The organism is Sediminibacterium sp., assembly GCF_051860225.1.
Lineage (GTDB): Bacteria > Bacteroidota > Bacteroidia > Chitinophagales > Chitinophagaceae > Sediminibacterium.
Map to the genome: position 1 here is coordinate 55,511 of NZ_JBHYEI010000002.1, position 18,556 is coordinate 74,066.

Sequence of the window (18,556 nt, forward strand, 5' to 3'; positions counted from 1 at the left end):
TTTTATCACGCATAGCATGTAATATTGCATTATGAAGCTTGTTTTAGCGCTAACTGCTTTTCTTTTCTTCACAGTGAACTCATCTGCTCAAAAAATAACGGGCATTTGGAGAGGCTATTTTAGTTCCTCTAATGGTTTATACAGAGAAGGAATTCAAGAAGAAATGTACAAATACGAAATCCAAATTGACCAACAACCCAATAATGGAATAAAAGGGGTTACTTATTCCTATAAGAGTACTGTTTTTTATGGCAAAGCAACATTTCAGGGGATTTACAATATAAATTCTAAAACAATCATTCTAAAAGAAACAAGTTTGATTGACCTTAAAATTGGAGATAAAAGTGAACCCTGCTTAATGACCTGTTATTTGGATTATTCAAAAATGGGAAAGTTAGAAGTTTTACAAGGCACTTTCATTTCAATCAATGCTAAAGACAAAGGAGATTGCGGAAGTGGTAAGGTTTACCTTGAGAGGGTTCCTGATTCGGACTTTGAAAAAGAGTCTTTTTTAACAAAAAAAGCAATCCCTAAATCAACCACCCCAGCATCTAAATTAACTACGCCTAAAAGTAGTGTGCAAAAACAAAATCCTTTAACTAGTAATATTCAAACAAAACCAACTCCTAAAACAGTCTTACCCAATACCACTGAAAAAAAGCAGCATTTAGTTCAACCTAAGAGAATAGAGCAATCTCCCCAAACAGAGTTGTCTAAGAAAACAGATCCAATTAAACATAGTGAACAAGTAAGTAAAACAGAACCTCACCCCAAAGCAGCTGAACTAGCTGAACAACCCCATTCCAAAAAAGAACATATTGAAACTCAATCTAGAGAGAAAAAAGCCGTTGTTGTTCCTAAAGTTTTGGTTGACAGGGAGAATAAACTAGTGAAAACGATTATCGTTGATGAAGAAAATATCCAAGTAGATTTATTTGATAATGGAACAATTGACAATGATACCATAAGTGTATACCATAATAATAAACAAATTATTAAACAGGGTAGATTAGCCTTCAACCCCATTTCAATTAAACTAAAATGTACTCCAGAAGATAAGTTACATGAACTGGTTGCAGTTGCAGAAAACCTTGGTGAAATTCCACCTAACACTGCTTTAATGGTCATTACGGCTGGCAAAAAGAGGTATGAAGTATTTTTGACTTCTACTGAAAATAGAAATGCTAAAATAGTTATTGAGTATATTCCAAAACATTAAAGTTTTAAATTCCAAGTAACTGATGGCAATACAGGAAACAATGAAACCTGCTTTGCTCCTACATTTAGTGTTCCATTTGCAGCTGAACCTTCTTGGTCAAAATACAAGAAATATGGATTTGCTCTACTGTAAGCATTATATAAACTAAACACCCAATTGGTAGTATACTTTCTTTCTTTCTTTGGCTTTGGAGTATATGTTGCTGCAATATCCATTCGATGGTAAGCCCTCATTCTGTATGAATTGATGCTACTAAATTGTTGCGACAAAACGCCTCCAATAAAATAAAATCTTTCTGGAACAGAAATGGCATTACCTGTACCATAAACAAATACGCCAGAAATTTTCCATTTATCATTAATAGTATAGTTTGCTACAATTGATAAATCATGTCTTCTATCGTATCTACTTGGGAATTTTTGACCTTGATTTAAATCAGGAAATCTTCTCCATGTCCAACCCAATGTATACCCAATCCAACCTGTTAATCTTCCTTTTACTTTGTTGATGAATAATTCAGCGCCATAGCTCCAACCACGACCAAACACGAATTCTTCTTCAGGATCTTTTAATGATGGAGTATAGCCTTCACGGTATTCAATTTGATTTTCCATGGTCTTGTAATACATTTCAAAAGATGTTTCGAACATGCCGTTGTTGAAGTTTTTGAAATAGCCCGCTGCATATTGCCAACTTAATTGAGGCCTAACCCTTAATGTACTTGGAACCCATAAATCAGTAGGCAACGTAGATCCTGCATTCGTAACTAAATGAATATATTGAAGGTTTCTTGTAATGCCTGCTTTTATGGAACTAGTTTCATCTAGCGTGTACCTTAAAGTAGCTCGCGGTTCTAATCCCCCATATTGCTGCACTAACTGACCTGAACCATAAACAGTACTGTCTAATTTATTACCATTATTGTCTCTTACATAATTAGTGTATTGTCCTGTTTGTTGAAATAAGCTATACCTAAGTCCTACATTTAATTTGAGCTTGTTATTAATTTCCCAATCATCTTGTAAATAAACAGCCCATTCTCTTGCAAATTTCTTACTTGCATTATTGGGAGTAAAGACCACACTATCTTGGTTTCCACTAACAATATTGGGTAAAAAAGTATGATGTGTAAATTGGATACCAAATTTTAATTTATGTTCTGGACTTGCATAATAATCAAAGTCTGTTTTTGCTGTTAAATCTCTAATACCAGAAGACAAATTTATATTGAAATCATTTTGAGATCCGTTTAAATTAAAGTGATAGTCGTTGTAAACCAACGTGGTATTAGAGAATAATTTTTTATTGAAAATATGATTCCACCTTACAGTTGATGTTGCGTTACCCCAATCAATTAAGGTTTTAAATGATCTAGCTGCATTATTAAAATTGAATTTGTCTCTACCAAAATATCCGCTAATATATAAGTGATCCTTTTCGGAGAGTTGAAAATTCATTTTTGCATTTAGGTCATAAAAATAATATCCTGATCCATAAAAGTCACTTGTTTTACTAATTAGCGGTTTAGTAATGGCATCTATATAAGTTCTTCTTGCTGAAACAATAAAGGAAGACTTCTTTTGTTTAATTGGGCCTTGTATAGAGAATCTAGAAGCAATTAATCCAATACCAGCGTCAATTTGGGTTTTATTGGTGTTCCCCTCTTTCATGGCAATATCAACTACAGAAGATAAACGCCCTCCATATTGTGCTGGCATCCCTCCTTTTATTAAACTCACATTCTTGATAGCATCGGCATTAAACACCGAAAAAAAACCAAATAAATGACCAGTGTTATATACTACTGCATCATCTAATAATATTAGGTTTTGATCTGGTCCCCCACCTCTTACATAAAAACCTGCGTTGCCCTCTCCCGCATTTCTTACTCCAGGCATTAGCTGTAGTGTTTTCAAAATATCTACTTCTCCAAAAAAAGCGGGTAATGCTTTTGCTGTGTTGACAGTTAATTCCATTTTGCCCATTTGGGCTGTTTTAACATTGTTATCTCTTCTTCTTGCACTAACTGTAACGTCTTGCAATATAACCGCCGAATTGGGAAGCAACTGGATATCTTGCTGTAAATTATTTGAAAGTATGAACGTTATTTCTTTTGTTTGGTACCCAATAAAACTTGCATTTAATTGGTATTTTCCTTTGGGTAAAGTAATGGAGAAAAATCCATAACTATTGGTTACAACTGTCTTACCAAGATTTCGAACAACAATATTTGCACCAATTAAGGTTTCTCCAGAAAGGGAATCCTTAATATACCCGTTTAGCGTAAATTTTTCTTGCCCAAAACTGCACAAAAATACTTGCAAAAAGAAAAACAAAAGGGTGAGTCTCTTCATGTTATAATTAACATATTGAAGTATTAAATGTTCGTTGGGCTATTATTTAGTAGAGAAGTTCAAAGTATCTTTTACCTCCCCACATTCAAGCATTGTTTTGGGCAGGTATGGATTTTTTATATCAGCAGAATTGCTTAACCAGGTAGCACCATTATCGTTCATTGCCATAGGGCAAAACTGAGTATAAATGATTTCATTATCGTATTGAACCGTTTGAATTAATACCAATAATTGTTCTCCTATCATTTGAAAGGCTTTGCGCTTTTCTTCAATATCTGTTTCACCTTTTAATCCTATTAATTCTGCTTTAATAGATTCAATAAGTACCTGGGCAGCTTTTTGTGTACTATCTGATTTTAATTCTTTTATCAAAATCTGATTGATTTGCTTTGCTAGACTGTCCGAAGTAGCATTTATAGCAACCATTTCCTCTTTTATAAATGCATCTTTTAAATCATAATAGCTGTGAAGGAATTGTTTGAACTGGCTATTAAATTGATCAGAATTGATACTTACTCCATTCACTTTTTGCAAATTAGCCTGAATATCCTCTTTTGGGGGATTAGTGCCACAAGCTACCAATAGACCAATTAAAGAAACTAAGAAGATGTTTTTCATTGAAACTAAATTTAAAACAAAATTAAAGCAATTTCATTTGGGAGCCCATTCCAATTACCTTTGCAGCCAAAATAGATAATTTAATGCTGATTGGTTTTCAAAACGTAACATTCGAATTTGGTGCAAGAGTTATAGTTGCAGATGCTACCTGGCATATTCAACCAGGTGATAGAATTGGATTAGTGGGTTACAATGGTACTGGTAAGTCTACCCTATTAAAGGTATTGGTAGGAGAATATACCCCATCAAAAGGTACCGTAGAAAAGAGCAGGGAAACTACTATTGGCTATTTACACCAAGACCTTTTAAGTTTTGATACCAGTGAAAATATTACGGAAGTAGCATTAGGCGCATTCGAAAGGGTTCGTGCACTCGAAAAGGAAATTGAACAATTAGGAATTGAACTAGAGAATAATCCTGAAGACGAAGACTTATTAATCAAGTACACGGATAGCTTGCATGAATTAGATGTGCTTGATGGCTATAATATTCACCATAAAGCCGAAGAAGTTTTACATGGCCTTGGTTTTTCAAATGAAGACTTACTAAAACCATATAAGCAATTTAGTGGAGGATGGAGAATGCGGGTATTGTTGGCAAAAATGATTTTACAACAGCCTGATGTATTATTGATGGATGAACCTACCAACCACTTAGATCTTCCATCGATTGAATGGTTAGAAAAATACTTGGTTCATTATAAGGGTAGTGTGGTGATTGTAAGTCACGATAAATTCTTTTTAAATAGAATGGTCAATAAAATTGTGGAGTTATATCAGCAACAACTCCATATATATTCCGGGAATTATGAATTTTTCGAAACTGAGAAAGAAGTAAGAATTGAAATGCAGCAAAAGGCTTTCGAAAATCAACAAGATTACATTCGTCAACAGGAAAGATTTATTGAACGTTTTAAAGCGAAAGCAAGTAAAGCGGCTCAAGCACAGAGTGTTCAAAAAAGATTAGATAAGTTAGACAAGATTGAAGATGTTCAATTGGAAAGACCAAATATGCGCATCAATTTTCAATTAGAAAAAGTACCTGGCAAAATACTAGTAACACTAAAAGAGGTAACCAAAAGTTTTGGCAATCTAACCATTGTAGAAAACGCATCTGCTGAAATTGAGCGAGGTGATAAAATTGCTTTAATTGGGGCAAACGGAAAGGGTAAGTCTACCCTATTAAGAATGATTGCTGGCACTGAGGAATTTAGCGGAGAAAGAGTATGGGGGCATAATGTAGAAGAAAGCTTCTATGCGCAGCATCAGTTGGAAGCACTTACAATGACTAATAATATTTTAGAAGAGCTTCAAAGTTGTGGTAGCAAAAAAAATGATGTAGAGTTAAGGAGTTTATTGGGTTCTTTCTTGTTTAGTGGCGAAGACGTTGATAAAAAAATTAGGGTATTAAGTGGTGGAGAAAAAGCAAGGGTTGCATTGGCCAAAACCATTGTTAGCAGAGGTAATTTTCTAATCTTAGATGAACCTACTAACCACTTAGACATGCATTCAGTTGAGCTATTGGCTGAGGCATTAAACAAATATGAAGGATCATATATTTTAGTAAGTCACGATCGTTATTTTATTTCGAAAACGGCTAATAAAATTTGGGAGATTGTTGATCATCAAATAAAAGAATTCAAAGGTAGTTACCAAGAGTGGGTTGAATGGAACGAACGTATGGAAAAACAAAGAAAAGCCAATGGTTCAGAAACAAAAGAATTGGAAAAACCTGTCAATAAAAAAGAACCCGTTAAAGTTGCAGAACCTGTCATAAAAAATACTCAACCTATTAATAAAGAATTACAAAAAGAGCTTCAGAAGCAGCAAAGAAGATTAAGTCAAATTGAAGCATCATTGAGTAAAGCCCAAGAAGAACAAAAACAGATTGAATTAGAAATGGGTAAGCCAGCTACTTACACGAATAAACAGCAATTTTCGCAATTGGAGAACGCATATAAAGCAATAAAGAATCAAATTAACACACTCAATAAAGACTATGAGTTAGTTTTTGAGCAAATTATTGAGCTAGAATCAAAAAACAATTAGATTACTTTTCAGTAGGATTACTCTTACCTGCAAGTAATTTTTCTAATGCAGTTTCTAGTCTACGTTTACGTGTCTCTTCCTTTTTTGCACCTTCAATCCAGGTAACATATTCTTTTTGATTGGTAAAAGAAAGGGAAGTGAAAAACTCTTTTGCTTCTTCGTGAGTAGTAAATAAGCGATCTAATTCAACTGGTGCTTTTACCAATCTTTTCTCAAAATCAACTCCGTTCACAGCCAACTTTGCTTCAGAGAAATTTCTTTCTTTATTTGGGATTTGATCTGTCTTTTTAAAACGCATAGCACTCCAAACATGGTCTAATGCAACTTGGCGCACACATTCAAAATTCTGTGCTGTTAAACACTCCCAGCTACAGTCGCGATTTAAGTCACTTGCAATTTTACTCGTCTTTTTTGGGTATGCAATCCACAATTTGCTTTCATTATGCAAGGCAGGAATCACTTCTTTCAATAAGTTTTTCAACTGTAGTTCACTCAATGCAAAAACCAACGCAAAATCTACTTTTTTACTCCTTAACAAAGGAGTAATATTTTTAGCATAAGTAAGTTTAGCAAACTGTTTTTCTACTGAGGAAGGTAGACCTTGAATAAGTAGATTTTTCTCGTCCTTTAATTGAAGTTTTTCGAGAAGCGTTTGATTCGACATGCCTTAAAGGAATTTATGTATGCAATTAAAAGTGCAAAGTTAAAAAAATGTTATGACTTTTTATAGTAATTCTGCAGCGTGCTGGCCATGATTTTTTCTAAAGCTGCAATCCTTTCAGCATCACTTGGGTGTGTACTCAAAATGGAAGGAGTATTGGCATTTCCACCTGCAGCTGCAGACATTCTTGTCCAGAAAGAGATGGCTTCTCTAGGATCAAAACCCGCTAAAGCGGAGAACATAAGCCCAAAACGGTCTGCTTCTAATTCGTTACTTCTACTAAAAGCAGGCATAGCCGTTCCAGAAACAATTCCATAAGAAGCATTAAAAATGTCTTGCGTTAATTGAGGCTTACTTGACATTGCAATTGAAATACCAGCTCCTAGACCTTGCTGCAAGAGTGCTTGACTCATGCGTTCACTTCCATGTCTAGCTAGTGCGTGAGCAATTTCGTGCCCCATTACAACTGCCAAACCTGCTTCATTTTTAGTAACTGGCAATATTCCCGTATAAACAACAATTCTACCGCCAGGCATACACCAAGCATTCATTTGTTTATCGTTCACTAAATTAATTTCCCAAGAATAGCCACTTAATTCACTGCTTAAACCCTTTTGTTGATAATAGTTTTTTATAGCTGACACAATTCTTTCTCCAACCCTTTTGACCATTAGGGCATCTGCACTGCCCGTTACTACTTTATTGGTATTCAAAAATGATTGATACTGACCTGCTGCTAAGGATTGCGCCTCCGATTCTGGCACTAAGGCTAATTGCTTTCTTCCTGTAATTGCATTTCGTTGACAAGACATAGCTATTAAAAAAATAGCCGTAAGCATTACTGATTGAATGATATATTTCATGTGAAAATTTAAGTACAACAATTACTTTCTTCCTCGATTCTTATCCCTAAATCTAAACAACGGGATTTTACTCTCTGTACCTTTTAAAATTCGTCCAATATTTTTTTGGTGGGTCAATATCACCATTAACGCAACAAGTACCGCAAAAATGCGATACAATGTTTCTTTTTCATTAAAAATGAATAAGATAAATACCATGAATGAAACGCCCGCTAATATGGAGCTTAACGAAACGAATCGAGTTAGATATAAAACAATTAAGAAAACCCCAACACAACATAAAGCAACCAATGGCTGAATGGCAACAGCCATCCCTAAAAGAGTAGCAACGCCTTTTCCCCCTCTGAATCCAGCCCAAATGGGAAATATATGACCCAATACAGCTGCCAACCCTAATCCAATCATAAAATTGGTTCTATCCCATTCATCTGTTAAATAATAAGGCAATAAGATATATAATGAAGTTGCGATGATTCCTTTTAAAACATCTACTAACATTACAATAGTACCCCATTTAGAGCCTAACACTCTGAAAGTATTGGTAGCACCTGCATTTCCACTACCATAATCTCTTATATCTATTTTGAAAAAATACTTGCTAATCCAAACCGCTGTTGGCACAGAACCTATCAGATAAGCCAACAAAATCAATAAAACTTCGTTCATGTAGGTAATAATTGGGAGACAAAGATAAACAATATACTAAGTTAATAATTTCTTAACCTAAAAACGAACTTAATTTATCAAAAATTGTATCGCTACCCATCCGTCTTTCTCCAAAGTTTGTTGATGTTTAAAGCCATTGTTCTTACACATTTCGATCATATCTGATTCATCACTTACTAAAAGCCCACTTAAAATTAAAATTCCATTAGTGGTTAATATTTGTGGAAACAATAACATATTGCTTTCTAAAATATGTCTATTTATATTAGCAATAACAATATCGTATTGTTGATTAGTAGCAATTGTATCGGCCAAATGAAGTTGAATATGTTCACATCCATTTACTGTTATATTTTCAGCGGCATTTTCTATGCACCATGGATCATTATCTACCCCAACAATCACATTTGAGCCTAACTTTTCAGCTAAAATGGCTAATATTCCAGTACCAGTTCCAAAATCATAGACTTTTTTATTATTGAAGTTGACTTCCTTCATCATTTTCATTACAGAGTAGGTAGTTCCATGATGCCCTGTTCCAAAACTCATTTTAGGAGTAATAACTAATTCATGAGTAACATTTGGAATAGGTTCGTGGAAAGATGCCCTTACCCCAACAAAATCATCCACCTGTATGGGACTAAAATTGGACTCCCATAAGATATTCCAATTCTGTTTTTCAATAATTTTTATAGTTGCATTCAATTTAAAATTGTCTAGCAAAGCAGTAATTGTTTCACTATTAAAAAGATCAACTGGTATATATGCTTTTAAACTATCTAATTCTTCTAAAAAGCCATCGTATCCTAATTCAGCCAATTGGGCAATTAAGATTTCAGCCATTTCTTCTGATTGATTCTTTAATTGAATATTTACTTCTTGGTATTGCTCAGTCATACAAACATTTTAAAAATATCAATGGCCCAATAACGGGCCATTGATTAAAAAAGTCATACAATAAATTTATCCTTCATTATTTGGATTATTTTCTCTTGGCTTTTGTTCAGGTCTTGGCATTAATGCCTTTCGGCTTAACTTAAACTTACCGGTCTTTGGATCAAGACCTACCAATTTAACTTTTACCATATCCCCTTCTTTAAACAATCCATCCATTGATTCAAGGCGGCTCCAACTAATTTCGCTGATATGCAACAAACCTTGCTTGCCTGGCATAAATTCTACAAAAGCTCCGAATTCTTTAATACCTTTTACAGGGCCTTCATAAACATCTCCCACTTCTGGTATTGCTGTTATCCCCTTGATCCATCTTACCGCATGATCTAAACTATCTTTTGAAGCAGAGAAGATGCTCACTTCACCCATATTGCCAACTTCTTCGATATTAACAGTGGCACCTGTTTCACGTTGGATTTCTTGAATAACTTTACCTCCTGGCCCAATCACTGCACCAATGAATTCTTTATCGATAATCAACTTAACCATTCTTGGAGCATGTGGTTTAACTTCTGCTCTATGTGCAGGAATACATTCGTACATGGCATCCAAAATATGTAATCTTCCGCTTCTTGCCTGAGACAAAGCTTCTCGCATTACTTCCATGCTTAATCCATCCACTTTGATATCCATTTGTACGCCACAAATACCATCCTTCGTTCCGGTCACTTTAAAGTCCATATCTCCTAGATGATCTTCATCTCCTAAGATATCCGTCAAAATTGCGTATTTACCATCCTCTCTCGTAATTAAACCCATTGCTACACCACTTACGTGCTTTGGTATAGGAACACCTGCATCCATTAAAGCCAATGATCCGGCACATACTGTAGCCATTGAAGAAGAACCATTACTTTCTAAAATATCACTTACAATTCTAACTGTGTAAGCAAACTCAGTTGAAGAGGGCATCATCTGCTTAAGTGAGCGTTGAGCCAAGTTGCCATGACCTACTTCTCTTCTTCCTACTCCGCGCATCATTTTTACTTCACCAGTTGAAAATGGAGGAAAATTGTAATGCAAGAAGAATTTTGAATATTCTGATTTGGCAGCAGTTTCTGCTAACAACTCATCTAATTTAGTACCAAAAGTGACAGTTGTTAATGATTGAGTTTCTCCTCTAGTAAACAAAGCAGATCCATGAGGAGTAGGAAGCGGTTCTACTTCCATTGCCAATGGTCTTACTTCATCTAACTTACGACCGTCCAAACGTATACGGTCTTCTAAAATCATATTTCTTACAACTTCCCATTTAAGGTCTTCATAGTACTTTTTTGCTAACTTCTTTTGTAAGTCTGTTACATCTTCAGGTAATGAAGCCATCACTTCATCTTTTAACAAACTATACGCATCAGAACGTTCGTGTTTTGCTGATCCATTTCTAGATATTTGGTATACACGATCTTTAGCCAAACGGTAAACCAATTCCTTGATTTGCTCATCTTGTTCAGGTTTTTTATAATCGCGCTTGCCAGTTACACCAGCTTTTGCTCTTAATTCTACCTGAGCGTTAATTTGAATACGAATAGCTTCGTGTGCAATTTCTAAAGCTTTTACCAAGTCTTCTTCTGAACATTCTTTTGCTTCGCCTTCAACCATCATCAAATTCTTCTCAGTTGCAGCAATTATAAATTCATATTCAGCATTTGCTAATTCAGAACGAGTAGGATTGATAATGATATTACCATTTACTTTAGCAATTCTAACTTCAGATATAATTTCTTTTACAGGAATATCTGAAACAGCCAAAGCGGCTGATGCAGCTAAACATGCAAGTGAATCGGGCATAATTTCAGCATCACTTGAAATTAACGTAACTAATACCTGAACATCACAGAAATAATCTTCGGGAAACAATGGTCTTAGTGCTCTATCAATTAAACGACTTGTCAATATTTCATAATCGTTTAAACGAGCTTCTCTCTTAAAAAATGATCCTGGAACACGTCCTGCAGATGCAAATTTTTCTTGGTAATCTACACTTAAAGGAAAGAAATCCTGTCCTTCTTTTGGATCTTTATTGGCTACAACTGTTGCCATAATGATACAGTTGCCCTGTTGAACAGTAATAGCACCATCTGCTTGACGAGCTAATTTACCTGTTCCTAATGTTACCTGACGTTTATCGTCTAGGTTAAATTGAACACTTATTGGTTGCGATAACATAGTTTAAATTAGATGTAGTAAGGGGTATCAACAGACACCTATTACTGGTTTGTAAGTTTAATAGAAAGATATATGTTAAAACAACTATTCCCAACTACAATAAAATGTGAGTTGGGAATGGTTATATAACATGACGGAGAAATTATTTTCTCAGTCCCAATTTTTCAATTAATGCACGGTATCCGCTTAAGTTATGCTTTTGCATATAAGCCAATAAACGTTTACGCTGACCTACCATCATCATTAAACCACGCTGAGTAGAATGATCGTGCTTGTTTGCTTGTAAGTGCTTTGAAATATGCGCAATACGCTCAGTTAAAATAGCAACTTGCGCTTCAATTGAACCTGTGTTGCTTGCTTTTCCACCAAATTCAGCAAAAATGCTGGCTTTTCTTTCTGTAGTTAAATAAGGCATCTCTAAGTTTTTAAATAGACTCCGGAATTAGACTCTTTCTTTTTTTTCGGTGCAAAAGTACCAAATTTCTATAAAAAACACAAATATTATCCATTTTTTTACTCGAAGTAAACAGAGCGACTCAAATTGGTCATATTAATTTGTAAATCAATTTAAAATGGTAGAGTTATGCAGCACAAAAAATAATAATTTGTCTTATCTTCAAAACTTCTAACCAAACCTTTTTAACAGCTTATGTTTGCTGTAACCATTTTAGGAAATAATTCTGCACTTCCCGCTTACGATAGACATCCTAGTGCCCAAATAGTTACCATTAGTGATGAATTGCTGTTAATTGACTGCGGAGAAGGTACACAGATGCAACTATCAAGATATAAAATCAAACGAGGAAAACTCAATCATATCTTTATATCACACCTTCATGGAGACCATTATTTTGGCTTAATTGGTTTAATAAGTAGCATGGCACTCTTAAATCGAGAACAACCGCTTCATTTATTTGCGCCTCCAGGATTAGAAGAAATTATTGCCCTACAGTTAAAAGTTGCTTCTACTACCCTACCATTTGAGCTTATTTTTCATCCTCTAGATAAAGAAGGACTTATTGTAGATAATTCAAAATTTTCTGTTGAAACATTTCATACAAAACATCGTATTCCTTGTTGGGGATTTATTGTAAAAGAAAAAAAAGTACCCAGAAAAATTGACAAAGAAAAAGCTGTCCTTAACAATATTCCGGCTGCTTTTTACCCTTCATTAAAATTGGGATATGATTATACTTCAAAAGATGGTTCAGTTATTTATAATGACCAAGTCACTTTTCCTAATTCTCCTATCAGATTTTATGCTTATTGCGCAGACACTATTTACGACGAGAGACTTGTTGAAATTGTAAAAAATGCAACTATGATTTATCATGAAGCAACTTATTTGAATGGGATGGAAGAAAGGGCTGCTGCAAGATTTCATTCTACTACTTCGCAAGCTGCTACTATTGCTTTAAAAGCTAATGCTGGCGGGCTTTTGTTAGGACATTTTAGTAGTAAATTTGAAGAGTTACACGATTATTTAAAAGAAGCGTCAGCAGTATTCCCTAATACGCAACTTGCTATTGAAGGTGTTACTTTTAGGCTTTGATATAGTTATTAAATGAAATATATTCTATTTGTAATAATACTATCCTTAATTCATGCGCTACCGATTTCTGCCCAATATCAAAGGGAAATTGACAGTCTTAAAAGTATCATTCCAGTAAATATAAAAGACACCAATCAATTAAATGCCCTTGCCCAATTAGCATTTTATTATTCATTTACAGATTCTACCAATGCATTTAAATATGCAAATACTGTAATCAATTATTCCAATCAATTTCAATTTAGACCGGGTATTGCAGCCGCTTTAAGAACAAAAGGGAATTATTTTATCATAAAAAGAACAGCCCAAAAGGCAATTCCTTTTTTAAATCAGGAAGCAACAATTTGGCAGCAGTTGAAAAGACCAAAAGAAATGGCTGCCAATTATACCATGCAAGGGCAAGCTTTTTCTTTATTAGGAAACTTTGAAGAGTCTGCCGCCAACTTTGATAAGGCAGAATCAATTTATAAAAAATTGAATGACCAAAAAGCACTGAGTGTTTTATATCACAATGCAGGAGCAATGTTTACTGAAAAAACAGAGCCTAAATTAGCATTGCAATATTTAATAAAGTCATTAGAAATACAAGAATTATTAAACGACACCAAAACAATTGGTGCTACCCAGAATAATATTGGTCGACTATTTTATCAAACAAAAAATTACCCCAAAGCAATTGAATACTTTAAAAAGTCAATCAAAGCAAATGTCATTTCAAAAGATTGGAGGAATCTAGGGATAGCTCATGTTAATCTAGCGAACGTTTATGTTGATTTAAATGACTACCCAAGTGCTATAAATGAACTGAATGAAAGTTTAGATTTTTTTAATAGAGTTGATTTTAAAAGAGGCATGCAAGTGGTTTATAATAATATGGGGGCCATGAATATTCGGCAGAAAAATTATGCCTCAGCTGTCCCACTCTTAAAAAAAGCTTTAGAATTGGCCAATCAAAATCAATCTAAGGCTGGCGTTGCCTTAATTGAACAAAATATAGGATTATCACTAGCTGGTCTAAATGAAAATGTTGAAGCACTCAAATGGTATGAAAAAGCGGAACAGACAGCAATTGAATCTAAAGCAGATGATTACAGTTTTGGCGAAATTTACAACCACCGCTCAGCATTGGATTCTTCAATGGGAAATTTTCATAGTGCGCTTATTTATAGAAGCAAATACATGAGAATTAATGAAAAATTCATGGGAGAAAAAGTAATTAAGGATGTGAATGAATTACAAACTAAATATGAAACTCAAAAAAAGGAATATACTATTTCATTACTAAATAAATCAGATTCAATTAAATCTTTGGAAATAGCTAATCAACAACTGGCAATTAATCAAAGTCTTTTCAAAATTTCTGAACAAAAACTCAAATTAGCAGATGCTGAATTGCAAATAATTTCAGACAGTCTTTTATTATATGAACAAAATAAACAACTACTGCAAGCAAAACTAGACTCTAGCAATAGAGAAGATAGAATTAGAAGACTCGCAGAACAAAATAGAATTAAAGCATTAGAAGTAAGTAAGAAAAATAATCAAATAGTCATTGTTTTAATCAGCATCTGTTTCTTAGCCTTAGCTATTTATTTTATTTACAAGAGAAATAAAGCCATACAAGACAAATTATACCAGCAACAATTATTGGAACAACAAAAAAATGCTGCTATTGAAGTAATTAATGCTGAAGAAAAAGAAAGGAAAAGAATAGCCACAGACCTCCATGATGGAATAGGACAATTAATGTCTGCTGCATATATGAATTTACAAGCACTAAAGAGTGAATTAGGTAAAAATAACTTATTTGAATCAAGTTTATTAGATAAGTCTCTAACACTTGTAAATGAAAGTTGTAAAGAAGTAAGACAAGTGAGTCATAATATGATGCCTAATGCACTTTTATTAAAAGGCTTAGTTAATGCTGTACAAGAATTTATTGGTCAAATAAATCAACATAGTTTAAAAATTAATTTAGCAACCGAAGGACTCAAAGATGGAATTCCTACTCATATAGAAGCTGTTTTATATAGAGTTATTCAAGAAAGTGTTCAGAATGTTATTAAACATGCGAATGCAAGTGTTTTAGATATATCAATTTCAAAATCAACAGATGGCATTGACGTAATGATAGAAGACAATGGAATTGGATTTAATATAAATGAACTAACACCAAGCAATGGAATTGGGCTATCAAATATAAAATCTAGAATTCAATATTTGGAAGGTACCGTGGAATGGAATACTAGTAAAAATAATGGTACTTTAGTAGCCATCTTTATTCCTTTAACATTTGCTAGCACAATTAATAGAAATGATTAATATTGGTATTGTTGATGATCATCAAATTGTAATTGAGGGGTTAGCTGCATTATTGAGTAACCAGCCAGGCATTCAAATTGCCTGTACTGCCAACAATGGCAAAGAAATGTTGAATCATTTGTCCGACAAACCGGTGGATGTATTACTTACAGATGTAATGATGCCTGAAATGAATGGTTTAGAATTAGCAGAATTAGTTAGTATTATTTATCCCAATATCAAAATAATTGCACTTAGCATGAACGGAGAGGGGGGCATTATAGATCAATTAATCAATAAAGCTTCCATTAGTGGTTATTTATTAAAACAGACTAACGTCAATGAATTAGTTACTGCTATTCACAAAATAGCGGCGGGTGGCCAATATTTTCCTGAACCTATTTTAGATGTTTTAGCCAATCATGTTGTTAATAAAGATGAATTAACCGCGGCTCACTTAACAAATCGAGAAATTGAAGTAATTAGTTTGATGGAAAAAGACCTTTCAAACAAACAAATCGCAGATGCACTTAATATTGCTGTAAGAACAGTTGAAACACATCGCAAAAATATTTTCAGAAAAACAGGTACTAATAATTTACTTTCTCTAGTTAAATGGGCTTATGAACACAGGTTGTTAAATTAATTAATAGGCTTTTATCCTTTTAAGAAAAGGAAGTCCCTTTGATTCATTAATTACAATAGACAGTTCAGTTGCCTGAATCGACTTGGGTAATTGGATAATTCGTTTGTTTCCTACAGTAGTAATAATCTCTTGAAATACCTGTTCACCATTTAATGATAGACTAATAATTGCAGAAGCAATTTTTTGACCATATTTTAATTCTTCCTCTAATATAATACCATTAAATGAAACAGGTTTTTTAAGAATATAATGCCATGTACTTTTCTTTTGGGGATTATTCTTATCGGGACTTGCTTGATTCAATGCAGCAAATTTTAATAGATTTACTTTTTCTAATTCATCTATTTTATTCTTTAAACCCTTTAGGGCTAGAATATCATTTTCGTGAATAAGTCCCCTTGAATCTGGAGGCACATTCAATAATAGGTTAGCTCCTCTCCCCACTGATTCAAGATAAATTTTGAATAAATTATCTGAAGATTTCACTTTATCATTTTCAGAATCCCTGTAAAACCAACCCGGACGAATACTTACATCCACTTCGGCAGGGATATAGTTGGCGCCTTTATAATTTCCTGTACCTAAGGTATCTTGATGAGGTGCACCATGACCGCGTTTAAAACCAAACGTATCCAATAAATTCCAATTGGTTTTCCCCGCATAGCCACTTTCATTACCAACCCATCGTATATCTGGACCAATATCACTGAAAATTATCGTTTGAGGGGACAATTGTCTAACTACTTTTTCATAACGTTTCCAATCGTATTCCTGTGACTTTCCATTAGGTCCTTCCCCATTTGCACCGTCCCACCACAATTCCCAAATAGGACCATATTGTTGAAATATTTCAGTCATCATATTCACAAAAACATCATTGTACTTTTCTGTACCATAATCAGGATGATTTCTATCCCATGGAGATAAATAAACGCCAAATAACAAACCTGCTTTTTTACAAGAGGCTGATAATTCAGCTAACACATCTCTCTTGAATCCACTTTCACGTACAGTATGGGTTGAATATTTGCTTGGCCATAAACAAAATCCATCGTGGTGTTTTGCTGTAATAATGATGCCCTTGGCACCAGATTCTTTTGCAACTTTGCACCACTGATCGGTATCAAGTTGTGTAGGATTAAACACTTCTGTTTTTTCTTTCCCATCGCCCCACTCTTTACCGGTAAATGTATTTGGACCAAAATGCATGAAAAAATAATAATTATTCTGGTGCCATTTTAATTGGGCATTCGTAGGTAAAGGATTTTTAGTTTGTGCATTTGCAACAAAACCTAAAAGATAAAATACAACAATTAATGGGGTAATTCTCATTCTTTCCAGTTATTTGACATCCATTTATAAAAATCTGCAAACTCTTGCCTCCAATATTTTTCACTGTGTTGTCCAATAGGATTCACAACAGTTCTAATTTGTGATTGCTTTTTCTTTTGTAAAATAGAAGCCATTTTTTGCAAATCAGCCACCGAATTAGCCTCTTCTTTACCGCCAGTGTAAAGATAAAATCTAAGCATTTCCATTTCATCCCATTTCTCTGCGTCTATTGCAATTTGTGGAGAAATCCAGAATGAGGGTGAAAAAACGGCAGCTCCTCCAAAAACAGTGGGATGTTTTAACATAGCATACCAACTGATTAAGCCTCCCATACTACTGCCAGCTAAATAATTATAATCGCGGCCTTTTCGAGTTCGATAATGACTGTCAATATATGGCTTTAAAGTTTGAGCTAAAAAATCTACATATTCCTTCCCTAATCCTTTGCCATATTGAAAATGATCGTAGGGATTATACTCATTTATTCTTTTATCCAAGCCATTATCTATACCAACAACAATACATTCCTTTTGTAGTTTGGTTTGTAAACTATCTAAACATTCATCTACTCCCCACTCTTCGGCATATGCTGTCTTTTCATTAAATAAATTTTGACCGTCCTGCATATACAAAACCGGATAATTCTTGCCAGTGGTCTGATAATTTTTGGGTAAGTAAATCCAAATTCTCCTTTTTTTATTTAATTGAGGAATAAAGAATGCGGTGTCCATTATACGTACTTGAGGAGTTGCAGTATAAGACTTTGGCTTTTCAGGATAATCATCCTTCCATCCCGCAATTGTAAATTCATTTGATTCGTCTTTGCTCACTTCAAGTATTCTATCTGGTATATCCCTGCCATCTGCAGTTGATTCTAATTTATTTACTCCTCGCGAAAACTTAAATGCATAAGTACCAGGAGCCAAATTAATTAATACAATGCTTTTCCTTCCACCACTAAAGGGTCTTAATTTATATTGCGGGTCTTGTGGATTCCAATTATTAAATGTACCAGTTAAATATACATCCTCATTTGATCTAGTTGCAATATTAGTCACAACAAATCTTGCGCTAAACTGTCCCTTTAATTGACTTACAATAAAGAAACTAATTAAAACAACGATTCTAGTCATGCAATAAAATTACAAAAAAAACAAGAGCCTTCCCAGTTATGAG

The 18,556-nt window shown here is 34.1% G+C and carries 15 protein-coding genes; 5 read left to right on the forward strand and 10 right to left on the reverse strand.

The genetic code is table 11. From position 1 onward, the window contains the following. Positions 1–31 precede the first annotated feature (31 nt). Entirely contained in the window at positions 32–1,219 is a 1,188-nt protein-coding gene (locus tag ACTIEI_RS07095) for a hypothetical protein (protein WP_439505596.1), read from the forward strand. Here the strand turns inward: ACTIEI_RS07095 and ACTIEI_RS07100 are convergent. Both ACTIEI_RS07100 and ACTIEI_RS07105 read right to left on the reverse strand, forming a co-directional pair. Beyond that, positions 1,216–3,573, reverse strand: a complete 2,358-nt coding sequence (locus tag ACTIEI_RS07100) for a TonB-dependent receptor (RefSeq protein WP_439505597.1) — start codon at positions 3,571–3,573, stop codon at positions 1,216–1,218. The genes ACTIEI_RS07095 and ACTIEI_RS07100 overlap by 4 nt on opposite strands. A 42-nt stretch (positions 3,574–3,615) precedes the next feature. Beyond that, on the reverse strand, positions 3,616–4,191 hold the full coding sequence (locus ACTIEI_RS07105) for a DUF3347 domain-containing protein (protein WP_439505598.1): 576 nt from the start codon (positions 4,189–4,191) through the stop codon (positions 3,616–3,618). An 83-nt stretch (positions 4,192–4,274) separates the two neighbouring features. Here ACTIEI_RS07105 and ACTIEI_RS07110 point away from each other — a divergent pair, with 83 nt between their 5' ends. Beyond that, entirely contained in the window at positions 4,275–6,239 is a 1,965-nt protein-coding gene (locus ACTIEI_RS07110; RefSeq protein WP_439505599.1) for an ABC-F family ATP-binding cassette domain-containing protein, read from the forward strand. Between the two features lies 1 nt (position 6,240). Here the strand turns inward: ACTIEI_RS07110 and ACTIEI_RS07115 are convergent, their stop codons facing one another. The 6 genes from ACTIEI_RS07115 to rpsO all read right to left on the reverse strand — a co-directional run bounded on the left by ACTIEI_RS07115 (position 6,241) and on the right by rpsO (position 11,964). Further along, the gene (locus ACTIEI_RS07115) at positions 6,241–6,903 is read right to left on the reverse strand and encodes a YdeI/OmpD-associated family protein (protein ID WP_439505600.1); all 663 of its coding nucleotides are present in this window, start codon (positions 6,901–6,903) and stop codon (positions 6,241–6,243) included. A gap of 50 nt (positions 6,904–6,953) precedes the next feature. Continuing rightward, on the reverse strand, positions 6,954–7,763 hold the full coding sequence (locus ACTIEI_RS07120; protein WP_439505601.1) for a M48 family metallopeptidase: 810 nt from the start codon (positions 7,761–7,763) through the stop codon (positions 6,954–6,956). Positions 7,764–7,784: 21 nt separating this feature from the next. Then, entirely contained in the window at positions 7,785–8,429 is a 645-nt protein-coding gene (plsY, locus tag ACTIEI_RS07125) for a glycerol-3-phosphate 1-O-acyltransferase PlsY (protein ID WP_439505602.1), read from the reverse strand. 69 nt (positions 8,430–8,498) lie between these two features. Then, positions 8,499–9,326, reverse strand: a complete 828-nt coding sequence (gene prmA, locus ACTIEI_RS07130; protein WP_439505603.1) for a 50S ribosomal protein L11 methyltransferase — start codon at positions 9,324–9,326, stop codon at positions 8,499–8,501. A gap of 66 nt (positions 9,327–9,392) precedes the next feature. Continuing rightward, on the reverse strand, positions 9,393–11,549 hold the full coding sequence (gene pnp, locus ACTIEI_RS07135; protein ID WP_439505604.1) for a polyribonucleotide nucleotidyltransferase: 2,157 nt from the start codon (positions 11,547–11,549) through the stop codon (positions 9,393–9,395). A 142-nt stretch (positions 11,550–11,691) separates the two neighbouring features. Next, positions 11,692–11,964: a 30S ribosomal protein S15 gene (gene rpsO, locus ACTIEI_RS07140; RefSeq protein ID WP_295185404.1), complete on the reverse strand. Its 273-nt coding sequence runs from the start codon at positions 11,962–11,964 to the stop codon at positions 11,692–11,694. Positions 11,965–12,198: 234 nt separating this feature from the next. On the opposite strand from rpsO, the gene ACTIEI_RS07145 reads away from it, so the two are divergent. Genes ACTIEI_RS07145 through ACTIEI_RS07155 form a run of 3 tightly spaced genes read left to right on the forward strand, consistent with a single transcriptional unit; the run spans position 12,199 to position 16,048 of the window. Then, a complete protein-coding gene (locus ACTIEI_RS07145; protein ID WP_439505605.1) occupies positions 12,199–13,101 on the forward strand; it encodes a ribonuclease Z in 903 nt (300 codons plus the stop codon). Between the two features lie 12 nt (positions 13,102–13,113). Then, entirely contained in the window at positions 13,114–15,423 is a 2,310-nt protein-coding gene (locus ACTIEI_RS07150) for a tetratricopeptide repeat-containing sensor histidine kinase (protein WP_439505606.1), read from the forward strand. Further along, positions 15,416–16,048: a response regulator transcription factor gene (locus tag ACTIEI_RS07155; protein ID WP_439505607.1), complete on the forward strand. Its 633-nt coding sequence runs from the start codon at positions 15,416–15,418 to the stop codon at positions 16,046–16,048. The genes ACTIEI_RS07150 and ACTIEI_RS07155 overlap by 8 nt, the downstream gene beginning before the upstream one ends. Here the strand turns inward: ACTIEI_RS07155 and ACTIEI_RS07160 are convergent, their stop codons facing one another. After that, a complete protein-coding gene (locus ACTIEI_RS07160; protein ID WP_439505608.1) occupies positions 16,049–17,380 on the reverse strand; it encodes an alpha-L-fucosidase in 1,332 nt (443 codons plus the stop codon). After that, positions 17,377–18,513 carry an alpha/beta hydrolase-fold protein gene (locus ACTIEI_RS07165; RefSeq protein WP_439505609.1) on the reverse strand — a complete coding sequence of 379 codons (1,137 nt, stop codon included), beginning with the start codon at positions 18,511–18,513 and terminating at the stop codon, positions 17,377–17,379. Before ACTIEI_RS07165 ends, ACTIEI_RS07160 begins: the two co-directional genes overlap by 4 nt. Positions 18,514–18,556: the final 43 nt, after the last annotated feature.

Bases quoted from the DNA above. Each gene is read 5' to 3' on its own strand.
- ACTIEI_RS07095 (WP_439505596.1), top strand. From the start codon at position 32: ATGAAGCTTGTTTTAGCGCTAACTGCTTTTCTTTTCTTCACAGTGAAC.
- ACTIEI_RS07100 (WP_439505597.1), bottom strand. From the start codon at position 3,573: ATGAAGAGACTCACCCTTTTGTTTTTCTTTTTGCAAGTATTTTTGTGC.
- ACTIEI_RS07105 (WP_439505598.1), bottom strand. From the start codon at position 4,191: ATGAAAAACATCTTCTTAGTTTCTTTAATTGGTCTATTGGTAGCTTGT.
- ACTIEI_RS07110 (WP_439505599.1), top strand. From the start codon at position 4,275: ATGCTGATTGGTTTTCAAAACGTAACATTCGAATTTGGTGCAAGAGTT.
- ACTIEI_RS07115 (WP_439505600.1), bottom strand. From the start codon at position 6,903: ATGTCGAATCAAACGCTTCTCGAAAAACTTCAATTAAAGGACGAGAAA.
- ACTIEI_RS07120 (WP_439505601.1), bottom strand. From the start codon at position 7,763: ATGAAATATATCATTCAATCAGTAATGCTTACGGCTATTTTTTTAATA.
- plsY (WP_439505602.1), bottom strand. From the start codon at position 8,429: ATGAACGAAGTTTTATTGATTTTGTTGGCTTATCTGATAGGTTCTGTG.
- prmA (WP_439505603.1), bottom strand. From the start codon at position 9,326: ATGACTGAGCAATACCAAGAAGTAAATATTCAATTAAAGAATCAATCA.
- pnp (WP_439505604.1), bottom strand. From the start codon at position 11,549: ATGTTATCGCAACCAATAAGTGTTCAATTTAACCTAGACGATAAACGT.
- rpsO (WP_295185404.1), bottom strand. From the start codon at position 11,964: ATGCCTTATTTAACTACAGAAAGAAAAGCCAGCATTTTTGCTGAATTT.
- ACTIEI_RS07145 (WP_439505605.1), top strand. From the start codon at position 12,199: ATGTTTGCTGTAACCATTTTAGGAAATAATTCTGCACTTCCCGCTTAC.
- ACTIEI_RS07150 (WP_439505606.1), top strand. From the start codon at position 13,114: ATGAAATATATTCTATTTGTAATAATACTATCCTTAATTCATGCGCTA.
- ACTIEI_RS07155 (WP_439505607.1), top strand. From the start codon at position 15,416: ATGATTAATATTGGTATTGTTGATGATCATCAAATTGTAATTGAGGGG.
- ACTIEI_RS07160 (WP_439505608.1), bottom strand. From the start codon at position 17,380: ATGAGAATTACCCCATTAATTGTTGTATTTTATCTTTTAGGTTTTGTT.
- ACTIEI_RS07165 (WP_439505609.1), bottom strand. From the start codon at position 18,513: ATGACTAGAATCGTTGTTTTAATTAGTTTCTTTATTGTAAGTCAATTA.